The following is a 23,448-nucleotide window of genomic DNA, read 5'->3' on the forward strand; positions in this document are numbered from 1 at the left end:
CAACATTAAAACATTATGGGATTCTTATTTTCAAAAAAAAAGAAAAAGGCGCCTAAGGCAACCAATAATTATCAAAGCCAAAAAAGAAATTGTTGTGAAGTCCATGCCGTATCAGAAACAGGTCCAGCACGCGACCATAACGAAGATGCTATCGCTTTTTCTTTTCCTGAGAATGACAAGCAGAATCTTATAGCTGTGGTAGCAGACGGTATGGGAGGACATAATGCTGGCGAAGTGGCAAGTAAAATGGCTTGCGATTTGTTGCTTGATTATTGCATGGTAAATTGGTCAAAGCACAATCCGGAAAAATTACTACATAAAGCATTTATTAAGTCGCACCAAGAGATTGTTGAGAGCGGAAATTTAAATGCTGAACAGAAGGGCATGGGTACTACGGCAACTTCGGTAATTATTAAAAAAGGTGTTTGCTATTTAGGACACATTGGCGATAGTCGTGCATATATGCTACGCAATGATACACTGACGCAGCTTAGTAAAGACCATACTTTAGTTAATCAGATGTTTGAAGGTGGCGAAATTACAAAAGAAGAACGGGATGAGCATCCTATGAAAAATGTATTGTTGCAGGCCATGGGTACTACACCAAGTATAGAGCCTCAGATGATTTCTGATGGAATAAAAATAAAGGAACGAGACCGTTTGTTGCTCTGCTCTGATGGAGTAAATGACGTACTGAGTGACGATGACATCAAAGACCTACTTTTAATGAAACAGCCGGAATTTATGTTGGAATGTCTCAGTTCCGTGGTAATATCACGTAAAGTTTCCGATAACTTTTCTGCATTATTGATAGATATTTCAGCGGTCATTCAAGCAATTCCGTCAGAAACAAAAGAAAACATAGTATTATGAGCGGTATAGGAAGTCAATACGAAATTATCCAGAAACTTGGCGAAGGTGGCATGGGAATGGTATATCTCGCAAAAGATACCATGATTAACAGACTGGTCGCCATAAAACAGCTGCATCGAAATACAGGATCTGAGGACGAGAGTTTGGGAGAACGGTTTCAATCCGAAGCACATACCTTAGCTAAACTGAACCATCTCAATATCACTCATTTGTATTCCTTTATTCCTAAAGAGGATACCTATTGGATGATCATGGAGTATGTTGAAGGAAAGACACTAGAAGATTGGCTCCTTGTCCATAAAAAAATCACACATCAACTCGCTGCCAGTATTGCGGTCCAGGTACTTGATGGTTTGGACCATGCGCACCGTAAAGGAATTATTCATCGCGATATAAAACCAGCCAATGTGATGATTAACGATGAGGGTGAGGTAAAGATTATGGATTTTGGTATTGCGAGAATGCGTAACTCGCAGCGTCTTACCAATCACGGAAAATCAGTTGGTACTTTAGAATACATGGCACCAGAGCAAATTCAAGGTCATGAAGGAGATGAGCGCACAGACGTCTATGCTGTGGGCAATCTTTTGTATGAGATGCTTTGCGGTACAACACCTTTTCAAAGTGATACCGACTATCAATTAATGAAGGACAAGCTAGAGAAACAACCAGACTCAATCTTATGGGAAAACCCTACGGTTCCTGTGGCTTTTGAGAAAATTATCATTAAGGCGCTTCACCGCAATCCAAATAAGCGGTACAAATCAGTCTTGGATATGAAGTTTGCTATTGAAAAATGTCTTAAAGGAGCATTGATTGATCAGGCTTCACTTTCTCAAGTACTACAAGCCTCACAGGTATTTACGGAGCCACAAAACGATCATGAAATTATCTCTGTAAGTAAAATTTTATCCAGAGCAAAAACCATTTCGGACCGATTTAAAGTACCAGCTATTAATTTTTCCTCTGTTAATGCCATTAAGAGACCTTATCTTATTCTCGGTGCCTCCATACTATTGTGTATGATATTATTAATTTGGAGTGGAGGACGTGATGCCAATTCTGGAGGGGAACTACCTCAAAATCTTACTGCATGGGAAGATCCAGAAGTTGCGCCTACTATTAAAAATGTACCGCAAACAAGTGATGATTTTGATGAGACACCGAGTGAAATGTACGAGCGTATTTCAAATCCTCCAAAAGAAAAAACAACACCTAGAGAGCTTACTAACTTAAGTCCTAAAACGGGAAATAACAATACAAAAAAAGTAGTCAACGTTCCTCTGGACGATAAATTGAATAAGTCGTCCAAAACAACCGAACGTGATGTCGTCAAAGAAGAAAAAGCTGAAAAAAAACCAAAGATTCCAAGTAGTCCAATAGATGTTCCTAGAGGGCAAACAATACGTGTTACCTTAATGGAAACCATAACCTCAGAGGAAGTAGAGCGGGACGGCACGGTAATTCGGTTAATATGTAATGAAAATGTAGTTGCAGAAAATCACGTTATCATTCGTAAAGGGGCTGTGGTTAGAGGAAAGATTGTAGATTGTATTCCATCGTCAAAAAAAAATAGAAAAGCTTTAATTGGCTTTGTAATCCAAGGTGTGGATGCCGTTGACGGTAGTAATATTAAATTACGATCCGAGCGTTACAAATTATTCGCTGAAGTACCAGGAAATGCTGTAAGCTACCGGTCAGGGCAGACCTTCGAAGCAAAGTTAAAGGGAGGGAAGGTTTTTGATAGGTGAATTAAAATATGACGTATTTATCTAAATTTAATTATTATGTGAAGAAAATGTTTCAGTTTTTTGATAATTCTTTACTTCTAGTGTCAGGAATGTGATAAGTGTTTCATCTTCTGTCTGTTTTAAATTGGCTAAGAAATGTTGGTCACTTTGGTTAATAAAGTTCTTACCCATTTGTCCTGTGTATTGTTTAAAATGAATGTCGTAGGCTACTGGTTGAGCGTTCTGGACAGTAGTGTGAATATGTCTGTTGTCTGCTGAACTTCCATAATCACCTGGCAAAATAGTTTGAACAAAAATCCGACCTTTATTATCTGTTTTTATTGTTCCATTTAATCGAGCCGTTGATTCATCATTAGGATTCTTTTGTTCATATTCACCATCTGAAGAAGTATGGTAAAGACTTATTTCTTCGTAGACTAACGGGTTTTTAGTTTCCTTTGATATAAATGTAAGACATAACCACAGTTTCTGTCCAGGTTCGTTTAATCCACTTATTTGTAATTTATGAGCATTATCTAAGTTTTTAAATGTTCTTAGCACCTGAATTTCAGATTGACTTAGGTTTTGAATAGTTCTGTCAATCGAACAGTGAGTAAATACAATACTCATAAATAATAATGATAAAACTCTTCTCATTATGTTGTTCTAAAATGTACTATAGGTTTCTAGTGAGATTTGATTGTATAATTGAGCAACTAAAACAGTAAACGCTAATCGGATTAAAAGTCTGTAAGGATTTTTATAAATAGACCCTAATTAGTCATCGTTTATATTAATTTTTGGTCGCAGGCTGTTTTTGCCATACCGGACTTTCATTTCTACCTCTAGTATTAGTTAATTGTTTTCGTTCTTTTGTATTAATATTTATTTTCCAAATATTATAATTTCCTTTACTTCCAGCTGTATAAACAAGCCATTGTCCATCTGCAGACCAATCTGGCGAATAGCACTCAATGCTGTCATTGGTGAGATTGTACAAATTTGTTCCATCAGAATTCATTATAAATAAATCCCAATTATTTTCATTAAAACCATAAAAAGCGATTTGTTTTCCGTTAGGAGAAAATTTAGCTCCCGAATCGTAACCAGTTTTGTTTGTAAGTCTTCTTACATTTTCGCCTTTGATATCCATTATGTGTATTTCGCCATTAGCTGCGTGACTAGTATCAAGTGAGTCCCGCAATTGTCTTGTGAATATTATGTTTTTAACATCGATTGACCAGCTTGGACTTTCTTCGTAAAATTTGTTTTTTGTTAATTGCCTGATATTAGTGCCGTCCTTATTCATTAAATAAATATTTTTTGAAAGAGAATCTCTTTCGCTCATAAATACTATTGTATTTCCGTCAGGTGATAATTCAGGAAGTACGTCTGTTGTTGGATGATTTGTTAGTCGAATTAAAACATCTCCATCTAAATTCACAGCATATATTTCCGCATTGCCATCTCTTTTTGAATAGAAATAAAGACTTTGGCCATCATGAGACCATGATGGATTAAAGTCAAGTGAATCATTCTTTGTAATGTTTCTCAAATTATCTCCATTAGCATCCATTGTATATATTTCAGAGTTACCATCTCTGTTAGTTACAAAAGCGATTTCTGAATTTGATAAATTGCTAATATCAACACTTCTTCCCGTATGCTCTTTACAAGAATTGAAAATTAAAATAAGAACGATAAAATCAATGAACTTCATGTTTTTTATTTGTTACAACCCATTGTCTCGGTGACGAATAGATGTTTGGTTGGTAATGTAATTTAGCAAATAAAAACTAGATAGATATAGTCCACGAGACAACAACGGATAAGATTTGCAACAGTAATTTACTTACTTAAGCTAGAGCCAACAAATAATTATACCCATCTTAATTTTGAAATCCACTAATTTTAGAGGAAAGTGATTATTATAGATAATTGAAAAACAGTTCAATGAAAATACCGAGTATTACACTTAACATGGCTGCCCAACGAGATAATCGTTGTAATTTGAATGTGTTTGCAAATGCTAGCCAAAGACATAACAAAGCGCAAATCGTTAAAATTATTGTTCCGTATAAAGGTACTATGCTATTAAAAAGGCCTATTTGATTAAATAAAGGATCTAGTAAAGCTGTAAATCCAAAAAGAGACAAAGCGAAATTTGCCTTTTTGTGTCTTATAAATAGGTAATAACTGGCAAATAATAGTTCAATACTTATGGCCAACGGGCCAAATTGATTATAGTATTCTCTTTTAAGATATGGCTCAAATCCTTGAGGAAAGTCAATTTTTAATATAAAGGCAACACTCAATAAAGTTCCAATAATTAGAAGTAGTAATGAAATAGCTTTTCTTTTTTTTGTCATGAAATTTTATAATATGTCTGGCAACACGTTTGGCTATGGTTTTTTACGTGAAAATCTTCGCGAATTCTACACCATAAGCGAAAGGTAACAAAATTGCTAATAATTTTTGAGAGAAATGTCAGAAGCAGTGAACTATAACTTGTGTTATGTGTGCATAGTTTTTAATTAAGTGGTTTTCTATTTGCCTTTATGTTTTTTAATTTCAGAATCTGAAAGTTTCAAAAATTTAGCTGCATTATTATAAAAGATATCTTCTTTTTGTTTCAGTGTAAGAAAATCTGCCGAATTAATAGCCTCAATAGCGTCGTCTATGGTTTCTACCCAAATCATGTGATCAGTTCCAAACATAATTCTTTTACCAAATCCAGCGTCCACCAATCCCTTTAAGAAATTATGAAACTCTTTTCTTGGTAAAACCCAATTAATCACACCAAGCTCAACATAAACCTGTGGGTGGGTGTACATAAGAGCTTTCATATCGTCCAAATAAGGCCAACCTGCATGCATTATATAAAATCTCATTTTTGGATGCGAAAATAGAATTTCTTCTAACTGCAAAGGTTTACCTTGAAACGCTCTTATTTTTGGGTACATAAAGTAGGCTCCTCCAGGAGGACCGCCAGGAAACATGTGATAACCCATTGGGATACCTAATTCTTCTGCCAAATCATAATATTTACTTAAGCTCTCGTCAGTTGGTAGCACTCCTTGATAACTAGGTGCTACTTCTCCTAATACATCTAACTTACCGTTAGAATGTTTTTGTCTTAACTCTTCTACTGTAAGGTGATTATCATTCCCGATTATTACTTTCTCAGGAGCAAAGTCGTGCCAGAGCTCTCCTTGGGATACCATAGCTTTAACAATATTGTGTTCTTTGAACTTCGAAAAAGTTGCTTTTTTAAGATGGTTCATCGAAGATGGAGCAGAGTAGATCTTGCCAGTCATAGCGAGATCCATTTCTTGTCCTAACATACGATTGAATGAGCTATTCTCGTCAAACGCGTGGCTGTGCATATCTATTATTGGACCAGAATAAATTGTTGAGACGCCTTCTGCATTAGTGTTTTTTATTTTTTGATCTTGTTGAATGCACGAAATCATAAGTATAGCTAAAAATCCTAATATTAATTTCTGTGTTTTCATAATATTGCTTTTATGGCCCACGTGTTTATGTACAAGCATTTTCCGAATAAAAATCAGTCGTAACAGACGTTTAACAACCTTTATTTTAGATCAATACCGGTAATTATATATATACATTGTTGACAGTAATTTCTTATTTATAACTTGAATTCAAATTCAAAACATGTAAAAAATTAATCAGTAACTCTTCGCCAACCGACTGCTAATCCATTTTCCACTTCCATTCCAACACCTTTAGCAGCGACTTTACCTTTTATGAGCCATGAGACATCGTAGAAGTTTCCTGTTTTTTCAATTACAAGATCATATTCATCTGAAAAATCTCCATTCTCGAAATAATAGCGAACGTGATAATTTCCAACATACCCACTTTCTTTTGGTCCGCCTGTTGCTATTCCAGGACCACTATAAGCATTGCCATAATTCCATCTTGCGAATAATGTTCCTGGCGTATTGCTTTTTGTATAAAGTACAAAACCAATATTCAGGGGTTCTTTCTCGTCAGAATCTGTTTCATTCTGAGAAAAAGATAAGATTGGAAAAATTGCAATAACAAGAATCAATAACAATTTCATTGGTGCATTTAATGGTAGATTTTCTTTCATTGTGTTTTTTTTTAAGTTTAGCGTTCGGTATTTATTACTTCCAACTGTTTTGTGTATAGATTCGTTGCGTGTTTAAGTATTACAGTTAACACATAAATCCCAGATAGAAAGTCCTCTAGGACTTTCGCAGGTAAGCTTTAACTAGCAAATACCTATGGACATTTTTTTGCGCTCGTATTTTATTCTTTCATTTCTACTCTAATCAGCCGGATAGTTTTCGTATCGCTTAAATTCTCTACAGTATGAGGTGCTTCAGGGTCTTTATACATTGTTATAGGAAAAACAAGAGGTTCAGGTAATTTCCTGGTATCCATAATCACATTCCCTTCTGCGTCTCGGTCAATGAAATCAGCAGCTTCCAAAATATATAAGACACTTTTCCATTGATGATGGTGAACAGGCTCAATTTCGTTGGGTAAGACAGTTACTTCTAAAACTCTTACTTTATCATTTTCCAATAGTATTTTATGATTATTTGGTGCAGATACAACTGCATCTTGGTCTTTTGGCCAATCTGCTGGATTTCCTGTTTTATATAAAAGTTTTTGTTCGTCAGTTGTTTGTCCAGAAACTGAAATAGTTGAAAATACTGCAAAGCAAATCACGGTAATTAAAAATTTTGAAGTTGATTTCATATTTGGTCAGTTTTAGTTTTATATGCTTACTTAAAACGGTTTTCGGCTTTCCCGTTTGTCTTTGTCACAGTCAGTTGTAATATGACGCATTTCGTTGCATGTTTAAGTACTAAAGTTAGCAAATAAATCACAGAAAGCTAGACCTTTATAATTTTTCTACGGATCAGCGGAAAGGAGAATTAGAAACTGAGAAATATTTTGTTAATGTGCAGTTTCAATTCATTTAAATACGATGAGGTCTACAGAGAATTTTATGAACGATTTGTTGCCAAAGGGAAGAGCAAAAAAATTGCTTTAGATGTATTATGAAAGAAGTTTTGCCATAGAAAAATCGGGATTGGTTAACGATGCTGAATATAAAAGTACCTTACTGCAAAATTATTGTGATATCATTTTTTTCAGCACCTTTTATGGAACGCTTTTTATTCATAATCTGGAATATTCAGTCCCAAAGTTAAATCTCTATTTGCCGTCCAAATGCCATCTTCCATTTTCAGTTGTATAATTCCAGAACCACCTCTATTTTTGTGTAATTGTATTTTTTCTTCTGTTAGCAAAACGTCACTTTCGAAAAAGTAACTATCAAGGTAATAAGGATTAGTATTAGGTTCTTTTACGTAAATATGAATATGTTCAGGTTCTTGAGCATTTGGATATGAAGCTGGTCTGAAAGTATAAAACGTAAATTTTCCATTTTTGCCGGTTTTTAACCATTCTCTATATTTTCCGTGCCTTTTTTCCCAGCCAAAAGGTTGTTCACTTGGTTGATAGATTCCATTTCGGTCTGTGTGATAAATATATAGTATCACGTTTTCTGCTGGTGTTTTTCCATCTTTTTGAAATACAGTTCCGGTTATTTTTACTTTTGACTCATTGTTTTCAAAACCTGGTAAGGTATCTGTTGATTTTGGTTGACTATTCAACTCTTTAAAATCTAAGACTGCCACACAATCTTGACAAGGTCCGCCAACCTTTCTTTCAACACCAGAATTTGACTGTCCTTGACAGGAACAAACGAATAAAGTAACTAATAATATTTGCAAGTATTTTTTCATTCTCAACGCTATTTCAAAATGGATCACCATACGTTTAAGTACTAAAGTTAATAAATAAATCACAGATAAAAAGTCCGAGAATACTTTCGTTGGGATTAACAAAAAAGAGAATCAAAAATTAAGGTATCTATTGTTATGTGCACTTTTCAATGTCTATAAATATTACAAGTCGTGCAGAGCAAAAAACTTTATGTGCGAATTGTGACCAAGGGAAAGAGCAAAGAACTGACATTGATTACAGTTTGTAATTAGCTATTGAAACAGGTCTTTGCAAAAAATACATAGTGAAAAATTAATGAGGTTTTACTTGTCTTTAACCATAGTACTCAGATAGCAAATGTTTCTTGATTATAATAAATTTTTAATTTTCTTTTTAACTTTTTGAACATCTTGAGAGTAGGAGTATCATTTAAGTATTCAATTTTTCTGTTTTTATCAATCAATATAAAAAAGGGATAGTATGGAATTCCAAATTTTTTGATTAAGTGTGTACTATTATGAATTACCTTGAAATCAAGTTTATGATTTTCTAAAAAAGTATATAATGCTTCCTTTTTATTAAAAGTTATTGCAAAAAACTCAACGGGTTGATTTTTAAAATATTCTTTTAACTTATTCAATTCAGGAAACTCTACAACACAAGGTTTGGGGTTTCATATTTGATTCTAAGTTTAAATTTTTGCCAACGGATTCGGTTATGAGTAATTGCGTTGTTTAGCGCGTAACATTACAAGAACACACCAATTTGTGAATTTCGCAGGGAATTTAGAAATATGCGATAATGGCTCCATTACTTATAGCCATTTGTTACGTGCTGGTGTTTTTATTTAGTTTTTTTTTCAGATTTAATTCTTTGAATATTTATAAATGGACTTTTAATTAAATAGAGGAGTGATTGTTTTTCATCCGTATCAAATTCCACCAATCCATATGCCATATCTTCTACTGGCATCATTTTAAAAGTTCCAAATAACCTGTCCCAAATTATAAATATATCTGCATAGTTTGAGTCTGTATAGAGTTGATTTTGTTGGTGGTGAACTCTATGATGGTCGGGCATTACAAAAAGCAGTCCTATTGTCGAATTCAACCATTTTGGGTAATTTAGATTTGCGTGCTCGAAAAAGAAGAATAAATAAAGGACGAAATAATACAATGCCATAGAAATGACATCTGTTCCAATTAGGGCAGCAGTAATTATATTTCCCATTCCAAATACAAGAATTAACTCAATCGGATGAAAACGAAAAACCGTTGAAGAATCCATTGATGTATCGCTGTGATGTACTCTATGAAATCTCCAGAGCAAGGGTATTTTATGAGTTCCTCTATGAATCCAGTATGCTGTAATGTCGTATAGTGCAACAGAAACACAGAGTTTAGCCCAAATGGGTAATTCTATCAAATATAAAAGCCCAATATTATTTCCATTCAGCCATTCAATTGAAAAAACCTGAAATGTTACAAAAAAGATATTGAGAATCACCAGTATAATTTGGAATAGGACATTTTGAAATAGATGATTAATTCTTTTTTTGAACTTAAATGGAGATTGCATTATTTGCTCTAAAGAAAAGAATAATGCAATTAATCCAATCACAATATAATTTGGGTCTATCCCCAATAATTTGTTTATTAAATCCATAGTATAAAGTATGAGATAAATTGTCATGGTACGTTTTTCTAAATTGTACCTAACTAGTTATATATCAATAAATATATGGATTAATTGAGCAATTTTTCGGTATAACAAAACATTTTGGTTTGTGTTATCCTGCTCCTTTAGATTTTCTAAAGGGAATTAAAAGACAAATTAGTCGCTTATAATTTTAAAACGACCGTATATGCTTACCAAGAATTAAGAATGACAATTACCTAAAGATTATTTAAATTGTAAAACTTATCAGAGACTTTACTCCGCTGACTCTTCCATGGTATGGTACACATTCTGTACATCGTCATCTTCTTCCAGTTTTTCAATTAATTTTTCGACATCTTCGGCTTGTTCTGCTGTAAGTTTTTTGGTTACTTGAGGGATACGTTCAAAACCTGAGGAAATAATTTCGATATCATTTTCTTCTAAATAAGACTGAATGTTTCCAAAACTTTCAAAAGGAGCATAAATCATAATGCTATTGACTTCATTGCCATCTTCGTCTTCATCTGTGTCTTCAAAAATCTCTTCGACACCATAATCAATAAGTTCTAGTTCTAGTTCCTCCATATCTAAATCGTCACCTTTAATTTTGAAATTGCAGGTATGGTCAAACATAAATACCACAGAGCCTGAGGTACCTAAACTTCCATCAGTCTTGTTAAAATATGAACGCACATTGGCAACCGTACGCGTGTTGTTATCTGTTGCAGTTTCAATTAATACCGCAATGCCGTGTTGAGCGTAACCTTCAAAAATAACTTCTTTATAATCACCTTGATTTTTATCACTGGCACGTTTTATGGCGCGCTCAATATTATCCTTAGGCATATTTACAGACTTGGCATTCTGTATAACGGCACGTAACCGTGAGTTTGAATCTGGATCTGGACCACCTTCTTTAACGGCCATTACTATATCCTTTCCTATACGCGTAAATGCCTTACTCATAGCAGACCAACGCTTCATTTTTCTTGCTTTTCTAAACTCGAAAGCTCTTCCCATTGAAAATCATATTTTCATTTCCGTGAAAACGGAAATCTAGTTAAAAGGTATAATTTAAATTGCCTAAAATTGTTTTTGAAGGCAAAGCAAATTTAAAAAAATATTGAATGTATTAAGAACGTATTCTAAATTAAAGAACTGCAAACTTATTGCTGCCTACTGAATACTACCACTGAATTTCCCCTTTGAGGAAAATGTATGTAAGATCCAAAGAAATTATTCTTCAACCTCAACAATATCTTCGATGGCTTCTGCCAATTTAAAATCTTTTTCGGTGACACCACCAGCATCATGAGTAGATAAAGAGATTTTAAGAACATTATATACATTGGTCCATTCCGGATGATGGTTCTGTGACTCACACTCAAATGCAATACGGCTCATTGCGCTAAAGCAGTCTTTAAAATTCTCAAACTCAAATTCTGCATGGATAGCGTCTTTGTTGTATTCCCAATCTGGGAAATGAAGTAATTTTTTTTCTATTGTAGAATCGTCTAATTTCATAATATAATTTGTTTAGCTGAAATTTAAGGAATAAATAAGAACACTACAAGCATAACTTAATTCTTAATTTTCAATATTATTAAAGAGAATGATAAGGGCGGTAGACACTTACTTTTGAATCTCTTCCAAGACATAATCGCTGGTTACCTGAAGGTGTTTGGGCAATTTATTAAACTTTGGAAGTACGGCCAGATAGCGATCTTCATTAGTAGTAAATACATGCTTTAGCTGTACATGACCTTTGGTGAGATTCTCAACGATCTGTTTAATAAATTCATCATGATGTACCAAATCTGTACTTCCTAAATGAAAAACTCCATATTTATCTCTGTTGATGATGTAATGAATTTGCTGTGTGACTTTCTTGTCTAATGTCACATTCATAATAAGGTTAGGAAAAATTTCGACGGACGATTTATCTTTTGAAGCTTGCTTTATTTCCTGAACCCTTGGGCAATTGGCACCAAAAACCATGGGTAATCTCAAAATTGCTATTTGCTTTTTGGGCAATCGCAGCAACATATTTTCTATCTTAATTTTAAAATGGCCATAAATACTATGGCTCAGTGTTTTGTCTAGCTCATAGCTCGGATATTTGCTGTACGCATCAAAAGCATTAGCAGAAGAAAGGAAAATGATTTTTGAACCAAATTGCAATGCATATTCCGCAATATGCTGATGTGCTATAGTTTGTGCATGGAAATCACCTCGCAAGGATGAAATGATAATGGACGGTTTACACGCTTCCAGTATCTCATAAACATCATCTTCTTCTACATTATAATGAAAGAATTGCTGATTGTTTTCAAAGGCTTTTGAAGGTGTACGATAGGTGCCATAGGTTCTAAAGTAAGGTCCTAATTCTTTATATATGGCAGTGCCCAAATAGCCGCTGCAACCTAATATTAAAATTCGATGTTTCTGTGTGTCCTGCTTCATTAATCTTACTTCATCTCAAAAATCACCCTTTGTAAAAAGGCAATTTTACAACTGTTGCAGGAATTGCATTTTTGCGTACCTGAATGTTTATTTTACTTCCTACGTCCGAGAACACTTTTGGCACATAGCCTAATCCTATGCCAATCCCCAAACTCGGACTCATGGTCCCAGAAGTAACAGTGCCTATAGTGTTTCCATTATTATCTACAATGTCGTAACCTTGTCTTGGAATACCTCGCTCATCAATTTTAAAAGCAACCAACTTACGTTCTGGCGTGCGTTCTTTTTCAGCTTTTAACGCTTCGCTATTGGTAAAGTCTTTGTTGAATTTACAGACCCAGCCCAAACCGGCTTCAATAGGTGAGGTAGTATCGTCGATATCATTACCGTAAAGACAATATCCCATCTCCAAACGCAAAGTATCTCTTGCTGCCAAACCAATTGGCTTAATGCCATAATCTGCACCAGCTTCCATGACCTTATCCCAAACTTGTTTTACTTCAGAATTTTTACAATATATTTCAAATCCTCCACTGCCTGTATAACCTGTTGCCGAAATGATCACGTGCTCAACACCTGCAAAATCGCCTACCACAAAATTGTAGAATTTAATGGCTGATAAATCATGACTTGACAACGGCTGCATTGCCTCAACCGCCTTTGGACCTTGGATTGCTAACAAGGAATAATCCTCGCTCAAATCGCGCATAGTTGCATTAACGTCATTCTTGGATTTTATCCAATTCCAATCCTTTTCAATATTACTGGCATTTACAACCAGTAAATAAGTTTCTTCTTTAATCTTATATATAATTAAATCGTCTACAATACCACCATCGTCATTTGGCAGGCAACTGTATTGTGCTTTACCGACTTCGAGTTTAGAGGCATCATTACTGGATACTTTTTGTATCAAGTCTAGCGCGTTAGGACCTTCAATTAAAAATTCACCCATATGAGAGACATCAAAAACACCAACGGCATTTCTAACAGTTTCATGTTCTATGTTAACACCCTCGTACTGTACAGGCATATTATAGCCTGCAAACGGGACCATTTTTGCTCCAAGAGCTTCGTGTGTTTTAGTTAATGCGGTATTCTTCATAAGTGTGACTTTAAAATGCTGAATCTTGAAATTTATTGCGCAAAATTACATTTTCTTTGCTATTTAAGATGATATCTATGCCTATATATTTTTTCTTATAAAGGCAAAAATTGTGTTTTTTGGGTCAATTTCTAAATCCAAAATATAGATTTTTGTAAATTGAATCTTAACCTAATTGAATAATGTACTCCGATAACAAATACCTAGACATATCTAATAAATGTCTTGAAGATTGCCAATCTTATCTCAAAAAAATTGAAACTACAGAACTCAACGAAACTTTCATTACAAAGTATATGGAATGTATTGATGCAGCATACGTATGCATAAAACAGTTGTCTAAATCCAATGCTTACTCTGATGAATATGCAGCGCTTTGTGGTTCATTTGGTAAGTTAATTACTCAAATGACTGAGAAATTAAAAGAAAGTCAGTTGCTGGTATCGACTAAAAATCCATGATCCAATCATCAATCTCTTTGTCATCAGAGCCATGTAATACAGAAATATCACCGGTAGATTCAAAAACAACGGCTTTGACTTCAGAAAGCTGAATCACATTGGCTTCGCGTAATTTGGCCTTTAAATCAGATTCGGTGACTTTACATTTTTCAAGGCTACCATCAATTAATTTTCCATTTTTCATAAGTAAAGTAGGTTTGTTATCCATGATATGTCTCACGGATTTCCAGCGTCTGCTATGTGCTACTAACATCTGGATGACATAAATGCTTATCAATCCCGCTATACCATGCCATAGAGTAACTGATTTAGAAATAATTACAGTTGCCATAACAGAACCAATAGCTACGGTTATAGCAAAGTCGAAACTGGACATTTTAGAAAAACTTCGTTTTCCGCTAATTCTTGTCATTATAACTAATGCAATGTAGGTACCTACTGCAGTGATCGCTATGGCCAAAAGACTTTGGTCGGAGGTTGAGAACCATTCTTTCATATTATTTATTCTTTAGGTTATCATAAAAATTATCGATTTGATCTTGCGCGCGCTTCAGTTGCTCATCTGTCGGATAAGGTCTGGTTTGTTGGTCCTTTAATTCTGGTTCAAATGAAAATTTTGTATATAATGGAAAATGATCAGAATGTACGTCCTGGCAGCGTCTTACTTCGTCCAGTCTGAATTCATTTGATAGAAAAATATGATCCAAAGGCCAGCGCATAATATAACTGTTTGCATCATAGGTATTGTACAATCCACGACCTTTACGCACATCCAATAATCTGCTTACATTCTGAAATAATTTTGAAGTTTGAGACCATGCCACATCGTTAAAATCACCAATTACAATTACTGGATATTTAGATTTTAAGGCCATTTGTGCAATCATCATCATTTCTGCATCTCTATCTGCAGACGACGGATTTTCTTGTGGCATTGGAGGAGTAGGGTGTATGGCATAAATTTGTACAGTATCTTTTTCAGTAAGCTTTAGTTTTGTGTGGATTGATGGTACACTATCACTAACCAAATATTTTACATGGGTGTCAAACAATTCAAACTTAGAATACAGTAACATACCGTAAGTATTATCTTTTGGAACTTCAACTTGACCTTTATAAGATGGGCTAAGTCCCTTAGTGATATGTGTTTTCCAGGCTTCATTAGTTTCAGTAAATAAAAGCACATCGGCATTGGTTTGTTTGCAGGTGTTGTTCAAAACTTCATATTCTACATTTTTCTGTAAAACATTAGATGTAAATAGGCTTATCGTTACCTTATCATCGACGGTTTCTAATATTTCATATTTGGCAAATGCGGTATATGGAAATATTTTACTGAATTGAAATATAAAACAACTTATAAGTAACGTAGCAAAAAAATAATCGCGCCAATTCTTAAAATCGAACTTTACAAAATAAATCAATAGCGCTAGGGCTGTAAGGAAAGTAAGTTGCAGATGTGGAAAATCGAACATTCTAATCCACCAATAATCCAATGCCACAAAAGGCATTAAAGTGAAGAGGATAGCGATAAAACCAAAAACGGTAACAACGGTTTTAAAAGTTGAGTTTTTCATAAGTTGGGTTGGTGAGAATTCAATATACATCAATTATGTGAAACAATAAATAAATTAAGTAAATGCGTCAAATGTTGTTTTAAAAGGAATATCGGGTGTCTTAAAATTAAAATAGCTTTGTAAAAACAAAAACCTTTAATTATGAATACTTTATATGAAAAATGTATAGAATTATGCCAGCAATGTTTGGTCGATTGCCAGAATTGTTTGGTCGAAATGGCAGGAATTGAGAGTATGAACGACTGCCCAAAATGTTGTGTGCAGTGTATTGACGCTTGCTATATGTGTATTAAAATGATGTCTGCAGACAGCGCATATGCGAAACAATATGCTTTGTTATGTGCAGAAATTTGTGATTATTGTGCCGACCATTGTGAGGCACACAGCCATGAACATTGTAAGTTATGTGCTGAATCTTGTAGAGCCTGTGCTGAAGAATGTCGAAAGATTGCAGCTTAACTCTCATTAGAAAAATTATGAAGGAGCAAAAGCTTATAGGCAAAGAAGCCATAAAAAAGATTGAAACGCTTTTAAGCAACAATCAACTTGCTATGATGGCTACAAAGTTATCGACCATGCCGTTTTCAGTTTGCCCTATGACGACTCAAGAAATTGACAAAAATGGGAAACTTTGGTTTTTTACAGCAAAAGATAGTGAACACAATCGGGAAATAAAGCAAGATAATCGATTACATTTAACCTATGCCAATCAAAGTGATCAAGAATACCTCTCAATTTATGGTACGGCGGAAATTACTGAAAACAAACAAAAAATAGACGAACTTTGGAGTTCCATTCTTAAAGTTTGGTTTAGTGGCAAGGACGATCCTAATTTAGCATTGTTGTGTGTTACAATACATGATGCGTATTACTGGGATCAGAAGTATAACAAAGCGGTAACTTTATTTAAGATGGCAAAGTCTGCGATTACTGGAGAAAGAGACGATACTAATGATCAAGGAGAATTGAGCGTTTGAAAATATAAAATAATAAATGGCAATACTTGGCAATATAATTAAAGGATTTATTAATCTAAAAGATACCTTTACTTCAGAAATAGTGCACACCGAAGCGCAAAAGGAAGTTTTAGAACAATTACTGGAAAAAGCAAAGGATACGCAATTTGGTACGCATTATAATTTTCGATCGATCTTAAATTCTAACAATAGCACGAAGACCTTTTCTGAAACCATTCCATATTTTGATTATAATAAGTTGAATAACCAATGGTGGCACAAACTTCATAAAGATGAAGAAGATGTTACCTGGCCAGGAAGACCATCTTATTTTGCCCTTAGCTCTGGTACAACAGGAAAAACAAGCAAGCGTATTCCGGTAACTGATGATATGATTGAAGCTATAAGACAAGCAGGAATAAAACAAGTCTTTGCTTTAAAGAACTTTGATTTACCTGGAGATTTCTTTGAAAAAGAAATTTTGATGCTGGGAAGCTCTACAGATCTCGAGGAAAAAGATGATCATCAAGAAGGTGAAATTAGCGGTATAACGGCAAGTAATATTCCATCGTGGTTCAGAGGCTATTACAAACCAGGAGAAGAAATTGCCCAAATTGATGATTGGGACGAACGTGTGCAACATATCGCACAACGTGCCGAAGAATGGGATATTGGTGCTTTGAGTGGCATTCCTTCTTGGATAGAACTTATGCTTCAAAAAGTAATTGAACATCACAATCTTAATCATATTCATGAAATTTGGCCAAATCTTCAGGTATATACCTCTGGAGGTGTTGCGTTTGGTCCCTATGAAAAGAGTTTTAAGGCATTACTGGGTCAGCCTGTAACGGTCATAGATACCTATTTAGCCTCGGAAGGCTACATCGCCACCCAAGTACGACCAGAAACTGATGCAATGCAGCTCAATACGGATAATGGTATATATTTTGAATTTGTGCCATTTCAACCAGACTATATCAACGAGGACGGATCGCTTACAAATGATGCTCCCGCACTAACCTTAGATGAGGTGGAATTGGATCAAGATTATGCTTTAATCATTAGTACTGTTAGCGGTGCATGGCGTTATTTAATTGGTGATACGATTGAATTTACAGATATTGAACGTGCCGAAATTAAAATTACGGGACGCACTAAATTTTTCTTAAATACTGTAGGCTCACAACTGTCGGTTAACAAAATGGATGATGCCATGCGTAAACTCGAAGAAGAATTTCAAACAACTATCCCTGAATACACTATTTGTGCGCAGCGAAGTGAAGAAGACGATGAGTTCTATCACTGTTGGTATTTGGGCTCTGAATTAGAGAATGCAGATGTTGTGAGAATTGCCGAATCTTTGGATGAGTCGCTACAATCAGCTAATAAAAACTATAAGGTAGCACGAAGCAAAGCGTTAAAAGGAGTGAAAGTGAAAGTGATACCTCCAAGTAAATTTTACGATTGGAACGCGAGAAACAAGAAAAAAGGCGGACAAGTAAAAATGGAACGCGTTATGGGTGAAGATAAATTTGCCGAATGGGAAACATTTCTTGCTGAAAGTTAATTGTTTTTATCAGCGTCACGTTCTTTAACTAACTCCATAATTTCTTCTGGTGATAAATAATATTTTATTATTCGATCCTTGTAGGAAGTTGTGATTTTTGCATTGTTTAGGATAAAATCCTTAGTTTTTAAAATATAATGTTCCATGCCGTGTGCAACTGCAAAACTATCTGCAGCACGTTCAGCCTCTACTATATGGTTATCTGATAATATATAATTAATACCAAACCAAATTAAATTAAGTTTACTTCGGTTCTGATAATCCATTATATGACCAAGTTCGTGTCCAATCCATCCTATAAAAATGTCTTCAGGAATGTGTCTTGTCATGAATTCTTGATCCGATATCTTAAATTTTTCACTAATTAAAATTACATATTCCCTATTTTTTCGACTCCTAAAAAAACTACCAAATCTTGGTCGAGCTTGCATGGTCGATTTTTTTATGTTTTTCTTAAATCGGAACTCTATTTTAGTACTGTCTAATTCTGGATAATAAGAGAGGGCGGTTTCAACATTTTGACGTATAGATTCTGGGATAATATGTTGGGAATTCATGTAATTAGAAGAGGTTAAAAAAATTATGAAGGTAAAATAATGCAGCGATTTTAAAGATGGTATTTTATTTAAAAACATTTGAAAAATCAAATTTTATAGCATTAAAAGTCTGTGGTTTTCGGTTAATTAAAATTTGCGTTTAAAACTACCTTAGAATAAACAATAAAAAAACTAATTATGAAAACTTTAAAAGATTTATTTGAACATGAAATTAAGGATTTATATTCTGCAGAAAAGCAATTAGTAGATGCATTGCCAAATATGGTAAAAGCAGCATCAGATAAGAAATTACAAAAGGCTTTCTCTGATCATCTTAATGAAACCAAAACACATTTAGAAAGAATACAAGGAATTTGTGAAGAGTTAGATATCAACCCTACTAACACAAAATGTAAGGCAATGGAAGGATTGGTAAAGGAATGTGAGGGCATGATAAAAGAAGACGCAGATGCAGATGTAAAGGATGCTGGATTAATTGCTTGTGCACAACGGGTTGAGCATTACGAAATCTCTGGTTATGGAACAGCCGTTCGCTTCGCTAAAGAATTAGGTCACGAGTCTATAGCCAAGAAATTGCAGACTACTTTAGATCAAGAATATAAGGCAGACCAAAACATGGATGATTTGGCACAAGGACGACTCAATAAAAAAGCAATGGCTTAATTTTTAAATAATTATTTCATAGCTGTTTACAAGTCTGTTTCTGATATTTAATTTTTAAGGCGAGAGAACCTTGGTTTTATTCCTTTCATAAGATGAGTTAGTTAAGCACCATTATAAAAATGGTTTCAAAGGCGTTTTAACCAATGTTTTAATTATCAGAATTTTAAACTTTTAAACAGCTTTTTTATGTACATAATTCAATTATCATATTACTACAATATATAGCAATATAATGCTACATATATAGGTATCTTTGTTTTACAAAATAGAACTAAAAACGAAGGAGGTTTATAATTGTCATTTCAACGTACCCAAGAAAAACTCAAAATACTTGCTGATGCTGCTAAGTACGACGTGTCGTGCTCATCAAGCGGAAGCCAACGCGCTAATAAAAATAAAGGTTTAGGAGATTCTACAGGAATGGGCATCTGTCATTCTTACACAGAAGATGGCCGTTGTGTGTCACTTCTTAAAATCTTGCTCACTAATTTTTGCATTTTTGATTGCGCCTACTGTGTTACAAGAAAAAGTAATGATATTAAAAGAGCTGCTTTTAAAGTGCAGGAAGTCGTAGACCTTACAATTAATTTTTACAGACGAAATTATATTGAAGGTTTGTTTTTGAGTTCTGGAATCTTTAAAAGTGCAGATTATACTATGGAACGATTGGTGGCTGTGGCAAAAAAACTTCGTTTAGAAGAAAATTTTAATGGTTACATTCATCTTAAATCCATTCCTGGAGCTTCAGATGAATTGATGCGAGAAGCAGGTCTATACGCAGACCGTTTAAGCGTCAATATCGAAATTCCTACCGAAGCCGGACTCAAAAAATTGGCGCCAGATAAAAAACGTGAAGATTTTATTAAGCCAATGGTAAAGGTGAAAAATGAAATCATTCAATATAAAGCTGAAAAGAAAATCATAAAAAGCACACCCAAATACGCTCCTGCAGGTCAAAGTACTCAGATGATTATTGGAGCAAGCGGAGAAAACGATTTTCAGATCATGCAAACATCTAATTTTTTCTATAATAGCTATAATTTAAAACGTGTTTATTATTCAGGTTACGTTCCCATTAGTTATGATGAACGTTTACCGCAAATAGGGACTGCGGTGCCAATGCTCAGAGAAAATAGGTTGTATCAAACTGATTGGTTGATGCGGTTCTACGGCTTTGATGTTAGTGAAATTTTAAATGAACAGCATCAAAATTTAGAATTGGACATTGACCCTAAATTAAGTTGGGCATTGCGAAATTTACATGAATTTCCTGTCGATATCAATACTGCAGATAAGAGAATGTTGGCAAGAATACCAGGTCTGGGAATGAAATCGGTACATAAAATTTTAAATGCTCGTCGATTTAGAAACTTAAATTGGGACCATTTAAAGAAAATAGGTGTCGCTCTTAATAGAGCACAATATTTTATCGTGTGTGAGAGCAATCAATTTGAACGTCGCGATTTAACCTCAGATAAAATAAAAGGGTTCATTCTTCAGAATTCTACAAGTAAATACCGTAAAACACTAAGTAACCAATTAAGTTTGTTCGGGTAGATGCAAGAAAAATGTCTTATATATGACGGAACTTTTGATGGTTTCTTGAGTGCTGTGTTTTATACTTTTGAACACAAATTGGAATTGGTGAATATCCAGAATGAATTTGCCCCTCAAAATGAATTGTTTTCAGAAAATGAACACATCCTTACCGAAGAAGACAAAGCCAATCGTGTTTGGTCCGGACTCAAAACCAAATTGACTTCGCAGGGTAGTTATCAAATGTATTATGCGTTTTTGAGTGAGAAAGATGGTGTTGAAAATGTACTGCTAGACTATGTGCGCTATGCATTTTCTAAAAACACCAAAGTCGATAAGGATTATTCCCATCCTTCCGTTTTAAAGATTGCTCAAATTGCGAAAATGGTTGGTCGCGAAAAGCATAGAATGGAAGCTTTTGTACGTTTTCGACTCACTAAAGATCATATTTATTTTGCGAATATCGAGCCTGACTTTAATGTGTTGCCACTGATTCAAAAACACTTTAAACGACGCTACGCAGACCAAAAATGGATGATTTATGATATTAGAAGGCGTTATGGATTATTCTACGATTTAGACAAAGTTGACATTATCAATATGGATTTTCCTAAACAATTTGATTTTACAAAAACTAATTCTGATTACTTTGCAGAACAAGAGTTTGATTTTCAAAAATTATGGCAAGATTATTTTAAAGCGACTAATATCAAATCGAGAAAAAACATGAAGTTGCACGTAAGGCATGTTCCCAAACGCTATTGGAAATATTTAAGCGAAAAGCAATCCACTTAATTAACTCTGTGCTTTGCAAAATTGTCTGCCCAATCTTTTACAGTATCACCAAAACACTCTAATATGGCATCGACACCAATAACACTTCCTTTTGCCAATCTGCCGAGTACTGCAATAGGTACAATCGTTTCATTTTCTGCAGTTTTTATATAGGCATCTGGTTGGGTTTCAATTCCTAATTCTGAATGTATGGGCTTTATAAGGTTGTTTTCGAGTAAATGTTCTATAATTTTAGAATCAGTATCTAATAATTTCGGTGGATCGATTACACTATTTACAAGTACGCTACAATGAATTATTTCGTTTTTCTTGTTTTTTAGTTCCCATCCCTTATCAATTGCACTAATTTTTGGATCGTGAACGTAGTTTAACGTTAAAACTTCTGCGTCTACAAGAGCCAAGAGTTGCTGCATGCTTTCTATTGGAGGACCATAAGAATAACGTTTAATGCGCTCATCCAATTCTACAACTTTATTAAGGATGCCTTCATCAATTTGTGCATGTGTAAAAGTTTTATAAAATCTGGGTTGGCAATGTCTCCAAACTTGACCGATACAAAAATCCAAAGTAATTTTAGCCTCTCCCAAAGCCATACCTATAAAAGATTCAATTTGTTTATAGGTGGATAAATCAGTATTTAAAATAAGTGCGTGTTTAAAATTGTCGTTGCGTAACCATTCTAAAATTACTTGTTCAACCTCAGTCGAATCTAGATCATGATTTTTAGCTTTTTTATTCAAATTAATAAAAATTTGAGCGACAATCTTTGCCATTGGTTCTATTAAAAGGTCAATGTTGTTCACACTTTTTTGACTTTGAGTTACAGCATCTATTTTTTTAGTAAACCAGCTTAGGGTTTTGTTACTTGGAAGAAACCAATTGTCAATTTTTTGATTTAACGGCTTAGGCGCTAAAGGCAAACCATCTAATGAAAATGGAACTAGTTTTAAATTTTGGCTGTTTACTTTATAGTAAACTGTTTCAAAGGTGCATGGATTGGTTACTTTAAAATTTCCGTAATTGTTTATTGCCAAATACCGCATTATATCTATCATGGCAAGACCAAATCCTCTCATCCCAATATTTATGTCGGTTTTGTTTTTGTAATTTTTAAGTTGTGTTACAGGATAAGGTTCTGTAAAAACTTCAGTATTTAGATTTTTTTCTGCGTGCTTGACCCAAGATTTAATTTGGGTTGATAATTTGGTCGGTTGATGTCCTATGGTTAGCAGTACGTCATCACAAGTCCAATTTTTATTATGAGTTTGGATAAAGATTTTACCATCTTTAGCCTCAACATGTTGCACAAACTCTTTTACGATATGAAAATGATGAAGATGTTTTATGTCTTTAACAAGTGCTGTAAATCGTTCAAAAAGATAGCGACCCAATTTATTTCTAGGAGGAAAGTTATCTGGTTTGGTCGACGATTGTTTAAATCCGCACCATTCATGATAAGATGGAAAACGTTTAATGGTTAAATTGCTATACTCAAATTTTGGCCTTTCTTTTATACCAATCAATGCACGCTCAGTAATATTTATCCAATTAGAATCTGGTTGATCTACATTCCAAATGGTACCAGCACCTGGTGTATTTGACGGTTCAAAAATATAGATTTCTAAGGTTTTATCGAGGTGGCCTAAATTGATTATAAGCCGCTCCAAAGCATAAAGACCCCTTGGACCCATTCCTATAATAGCAAGTTGGTTCATA

Annotated in this window: 25 protein-coding genes and 1 pseudogene; 9 read left to right on the forward strand and 17 right to left on the reverse strand. The window is 34.3% G+C overall.

Annotation, left to right across the window (positions count from 1 at the left end; all coding sequences use genetic code 11):
• Positions 1-15: 15 nt before the first annotated feature.
• Both HM983_RS08055 and HM983_RS08060 read left to right on the forward strand, forming a co-directional pair.
• Positions 16-873: a PP2C family protein-serine/threonine phosphatase gene (locus HM983_RS08055; protein WP_179344906.1), complete on the forward strand. Its 858-nt coding sequence runs from the start codon at positions 16-18 to the stop codon at positions 871-873.
• Positions 870-2,624: a serine/threonine protein kinase gene (locus tag HM983_RS08060; protein WP_179344907.1), complete on the forward strand. Its 1,755-nt coding sequence runs from the start codon at positions 870-872 to the stop codon at positions 2,622-2,624. Before HM983_RS08055 ends, HM983_RS08060 begins: the two co-directional genes overlap by 4 nt.
• Before the next feature lie 27 nt (positions 2,625-2,651).
• Here HM983_RS08060 and HM983_RS08065 read toward each other — a convergent pair whose 3' ends face one another.
• The 13 genes and pseudogenes from HM983_RS08065 to gcvT form a co-directional block, all read right to left on the reverse strand.
• On the reverse strand, positions 2,652-3,233 hold the full coding sequence (locus HM983_RS08065) for a dioxygenase family protein (RefSeq protein ID WP_218841838.1): 582 nt from the start codon (positions 3,231-3,233) through the stop codon (positions 2,652-2,654).
• A gap of 163 nt (positions 3,234-3,396) precedes the next feature.
• Positions 3,397-4,323: a TolB family protein gene (locus HM983_RS08070; protein ID WP_179344909.1), complete on the reverse strand. Its 927-nt coding sequence runs from the start codon at positions 4,321-4,323 to the stop codon at positions 3,397-3,399.
• 208 nt (positions 4,324-4,531) lie between these two features.
• Complete coding sequence (locus tag HM983_RS08075) at positions 4,532-4,972, reverse strand: hypothetical protein (protein WP_179344910.1); 441 nt, start codon at positions 4,970-4,972, stop codon at positions 4,532-4,534.
• 177 nt (positions 4,973-5,149) lie between these two features.
• A complete protein-coding gene (locus HM983_RS08080; RefSeq protein WP_179344911.1) occupies positions 5,150-6,118 on the reverse strand; it encodes an amidohydrolase family protein in 969 nt (322 codons plus the stop codon).
• 173 nt (positions 6,119-6,291) lie between these two features.
• Positions 6,292-6,723: a hypothetical protein gene (locus tag HM983_RS08085; protein WP_179344912.1), complete on the reverse strand. Its 432-nt coding sequence runs from the start codon at positions 6,721-6,723 to the stop codon at positions 6,292-6,294.
• 179 nt (positions 6,724-6,902) lie between these two features.
• Positions 6,903-7,358 (reverse strand): hypothetical protein, encoded by a 456-nt coding sequence (locus tag HM983_RS08090; RefSeq protein WP_179344913.1) that lies wholly within the window; start codon positions 7,356-7,358, stop codon positions 6,903-6,905.
• 422 nt (positions 7,359-7,780) lie between these two features.
• Positions 7,781-8,413: a peptidase associated/transthyretin-like domain-containing protein gene (locus HM983_RS08095; RefSeq protein ID WP_179344914.1), complete on the reverse strand. Its 633-nt coding sequence runs from the start codon at positions 8,411-8,413 to the stop codon at positions 7,781-7,783.
• 326 nt (positions 8,414-8,739) lie between these two features.
• Positions 8,740-9,048, reverse strand: a pseudogene (locus HM983_RS16040) (peroxiredoxin family protein); the annotation flags it as partial.
• Positions 9,049-9,236: 188 nt separating this feature from the next.
• Complete coding sequence (locus tag HM983_RS08105) at positions 9,237-10,058, reverse strand: sterol desaturase family protein (RefSeq protein ID WP_179344916.1); 822 nt, start codon at positions 10,056-10,058, stop codon at positions 9,237-9,239.
• 267 nt (positions 10,059-10,325) lie between these two features.
• The gene (locus HM983_RS08110) at positions 10,326-11,072 is read right to left on the reverse strand and encodes a YebC/PmpR family DNA-binding transcriptional regulator (protein WP_179344917.1); all 747 of its coding nucleotides are present in this window, start codon (positions 11,070-11,072) and stop codon (positions 10,326-10,328) included.
• Positions 11,073-11,288: 216 nt separating this feature from the next.
• The gene (locus tag HM983_RS08115; protein WP_218841839.1) at positions 11,289-11,576 is read right to left on the reverse strand and encodes a 4a-hydroxytetrahydrobiopterin dehydratase; all 288 of its coding nucleotides are present in this window, start codon (positions 11,574-11,576) and stop codon (positions 11,289-11,291) included.
• 108 nt (positions 11,577-11,684) lie between these two features.
• Entirely contained in the window at positions 11,685-12,515 is an 831-nt protein-coding gene (locus HM983_RS08120; protein ID WP_179344918.1) for a sugar nucleotide-binding protein, read from the reverse strand.
• Positions 12,516-12,537: 22 nt separating this feature from the next.
• A complete protein-coding gene (gcvT, locus tag HM983_RS08125; protein ID WP_179344919.1) occupies positions 12,538-13,620 on the reverse strand; it encodes a glycine cleavage system aminomethyltransferase GcvT in 1,083 nt (360 codons plus the stop codon).
• Between the two features lie 182 nt (positions 13,621-13,802).
• On the opposite strand from gcvT, the gene HM983_RS08130 reads away from it, so the two are divergent.
• Positions 13,803-14,081: a hypothetical protein gene (locus tag HM983_RS08130; protein ID WP_179344920.1), complete on the forward strand. Its 279-nt coding sequence runs from the start codon at positions 13,803-13,805 to the stop codon at positions 14,079-14,081.
• On the opposite strand, the gene HM983_RS08135 is transcribed toward HM983_RS08130, so the two are convergent.
• Together HM983_RS08135 and HM983_RS08140 are read right to left on the reverse strand one after the other, a co-directional pair.
• Entirely contained in the window at positions 14,068-14,577 is a 510-nt protein-coding gene (locus HM983_RS08135) for a DUF421 domain-containing protein (RefSeq protein WP_179344921.1), read from the reverse strand. The genes HM983_RS08130 and HM983_RS08135 overlap by 14 nt on opposite strands.
• Position 14,578: 1 nt before the next feature.
• Complete coding sequence (locus HM983_RS08140) at positions 14,579-15,658, reverse strand: endonuclease/exonuclease/phosphatase family protein (RefSeq protein WP_179344922.1); 1,080 nt, start codon at positions 15,656-15,658, stop codon at positions 14,579-14,581.
• Positions 15,659-15,955: 297 nt separating this feature from the next.
• On the opposite strand from HM983_RS08140, the gene HM983_RS15900 reads away from it, so the two are divergent.
• The 3 genes from HM983_RS15900 to HM983_RS08155 are packed head-to-tail and all read left to right on the forward strand — an operon-like array spanning position 15,956 to position 18,181.
• Positions 15,956-16,117, forward strand: coding sequence for a four-helix bundle copper-binding protein (locus HM983_RS15900; RefSeq protein WP_246277501.1), 162 nt, complete (start codon positions 15,956-15,958; stop codon positions 16,115-16,117).
• Between the two features lie 17 nt (positions 16,118-16,134).
• A complete protein-coding gene (locus tag HM983_RS08150; RefSeq protein ID WP_179344924.1) occupies positions 16,135-16,635 on the forward strand; it encodes a pyridoxamine 5'-phosphate oxidase family protein in 501 nt (166 codons plus the stop codon).
• 16 nt (positions 16,636-16,651) lie between these two features.
• Complete coding sequence (locus HM983_RS08155; RefSeq protein ID WP_179344925.1) at positions 16,652-18,181, forward strand: GH3 family domain-containing protein; 1,530 nt, start codon at positions 16,652-16,654, stop codon at positions 18,179-18,181.
• Here the strand turns inward: HM983_RS08155 and HM983_RS08160 are convergent.
• The gene (locus HM983_RS08160) at positions 18,178-18,738 is read right to left on the reverse strand and encodes a hypothetical protein (protein WP_179344926.1); all 561 of its coding nucleotides are present in this window, start codon (positions 18,736-18,738) and stop codon (positions 18,178-18,180) included. The genes HM983_RS08155 and HM983_RS08160 overlap by 4 nt on opposite strands.
• A 177-nt stretch (positions 18,739-18,915) precedes the next feature.
• Between HM983_RS08160 and HM983_RS08165 the strand changes: the two genes are divergently transcribed.
• The 3 genes from HM983_RS08165 (at position 18,916) to HM983_RS08175 (ending at position 21,732) form a co-directional block, all read left to right on the forward strand.
• Entirely contained in the window at positions 18,916-19,401 is a 486-nt protein-coding gene (locus HM983_RS08165) for a ferritin-like domain-containing protein (protein ID WP_179344927.1), read from the forward strand.
• Between the two features lie 294 nt (positions 19,402-19,695).
• Positions 19,696-20,958: a putative DNA modification/repair radical SAM protein gene (locus HM983_RS08170; RefSeq protein WP_179344928.1), complete on the forward strand. Its 1,263-nt coding sequence runs from the start codon at positions 19,696-19,698 to the stop codon at positions 20,956-20,958.
• The gene (locus HM983_RS08175) at positions 20,959-21,732 is read left to right on the forward strand and encodes a TIGR03915 family putative DNA repair protein (RefSeq protein WP_179344929.1); all 774 of its coding nucleotides are present in this window, start codon (positions 20,959-20,961) and stop codon (positions 21,730-21,732) included.
• Here the strand turns inward: HM983_RS08175 and HM983_RS08180 are convergent.
• Positions 21,729-23,447 carry an FAD/NAD(P)-binding protein gene (locus tag HM983_RS08180; protein WP_179344930.1) on the reverse strand — a complete coding sequence of 573 codons (1,719 nt, stop codon included), beginning with the start codon at positions 23,445-23,447 and terminating at the stop codon, positions 21,729-21,731. The genes HM983_RS08175 and HM983_RS08180 overlap by 4 nt on opposite strands.
• Position 23,448 lies beyond the last annotated feature (1 nt).

Source organism: Winogradskyella ursingii (assembly GCF_013403975.1).
In the GTDB taxonomy this organism is placed as follows: domain Bacteria; phylum Bacteroidota; class Bacteroidia; order Flavobacteriales; family Flavobacteriaceae; genus Winogradskyella; species Winogradskyella ursingii.

Bases quoted from the DNA above. Each gene is read 5' to 3' on its own strand.
- HM983_RS08095 (WP_179344914.1), bottom strand. From the start codon at position 8,413: ATGAAAAAATACTTGCAAATATTATTAGTTACTTTATTCGTTTGTTCC.
- HM983_RS08090 (WP_179344913.1), bottom strand. From the start codon at position 7,358: ATGAAATCAACTTCAAAATTTTTAATTACCGTGATTTGCTTTGCAGTA.
- HM983_RS08135 (WP_179344921.1), bottom strand. From the start codon at position 14,577: ATGAAAGAATGGTTCTCAACCTCCGACCAAAGTCTTTTGGCCATAGCG.
- HM983_RS08155 (WP_179344925.1), top strand. From the start codon at position 16,652: ATGGCAATACTTGGCAATATAATTAAAGGATTTATTAATCTAAAAGAT.
- HM983_RS08175 (WP_179344929.1), top strand. From the start codon at position 20,959: ATGCAAGAAAAATGTCTTATATATGACGGAACTTTTGATGGTTTCTTG.
- HM983_RS08130 (WP_179344920.1), top strand. From the start codon at position 13,803: ATGTACTCCGATAACAAATACCTAGACATATCTAATAAATGTCTTGAA.
- HM983_RS08065 (WP_218841838.1), bottom strand. From the start codon at position 3,233: ATGAGTATTGTATTTACTCACTGTTCGATTGACAGAACTATTCAAAAC.
- HM983_RS08080 (WP_179344911.1), bottom strand. From the start codon at position 6,118: ATGAAAACACAGAAATTAATATTAGGATTTTTAGCTATACTTATGATT.
- HM983_RS08085 (WP_179344912.1), bottom strand. From the start codon at position 6,723: ATGAAAGAAAATCTACCATTAAATGCACCAATGAAATTGTTATTGATT.
- HM983_RS15900 (WP_246277501.1), top strand. From the start codon at position 15,956: ATGTCTGCAGACAGCGCATATGCGAAACAATATGCTTTGTTATGTGCA.
- HM983_RS08070 (WP_179344909.1), bottom strand. From the start codon at position 4,323: ATGAAGTTCATTGATTTTATCGTTCTTATTTTAATTTTCAATTCTTGT.
- HM983_RS08055 (WP_179344906.1), top strand. From the start codon at position 16: ATGGGATTCTTATTTTCAAAAAAAAAGAAAAAGGCGCCTAAGGCAACC.
- HM983_RS08060 (WP_179344907.1), top strand. From the start codon at position 870: ATGAGCGGTATAGGAAGTCAATACGAAATTATCCAGAAACTTGGCGAA.
- HM983_RS08105 (WP_179344916.1), bottom strand. From the start codon at position 10,058: ATGGATTTAATAAACAAATTATTGGGGATAGACCCAAATTATATTGTG.
- HM983_RS08120 (WP_179344918.1), bottom strand. From the start codon at position 12,515: ATGAAGCAGGACACACAGAAACATCGAATTTTAATATTAGGTTGCAGC.
- HM983_RS08150 (WP_179344924.1), top strand. From the start codon at position 16,135: ATGAAGGAGCAAAAGCTTATAGGCAAAGAAGCCATAAAAAAGATTGAA.
- HM983_RS08110 (WP_179344917.1), bottom strand. From the start codon at position 11,072: ATGGGAAGAGCTTTCGAGTTTAGAAAAGCAAGAAAAATGAAGCGTTGG.
- HM983_RS08180 (WP_179344930.1), bottom strand. From the start codon at position 23,447: ATGAACCAACTTGCTATTATAGGAATGGGTCCAAGGGGTCTTTATGCT.
- HM983_RS08165 (WP_179344927.1), top strand. From the start codon at position 18,916: ATGAAAACTTTAAAAGATTTATTTGAACATGAAATTAAGGATTTATAT.
- gcvT (WP_179344919.1), bottom strand. From the start codon at position 13,620: ATGAAGAATACCGCATTAACTAAAACACACGAAGCTCTTGGAGCAAAA.
- HM983_RS08140 (WP_179344922.1), bottom strand. From the start codon at position 15,658: ATGAAAAACTCAACTTTTAAAACCGTTGTTACCGTTTTTGGTTTTATC.
- HM983_RS08160 (WP_179344926.1), bottom strand. From the start codon at position 18,738: ATGAATTCCCAACATATTATCCCAGAATCTATACGTCAAAATGTTGAA.
- HM983_RS08075 (WP_179344910.1), bottom strand. From the start codon at position 4,972: ATGACAAAAAAAAGAAAAGCTATTTCATTACTACTTCTAATTATTGGA.
- HM983_RS08115 (WP_218841839.1), bottom strand. From the start codon at position 11,576: ATGAAATTAGACGATTCTACAATAGAAAAAAAATTACTTCATTTCCCA.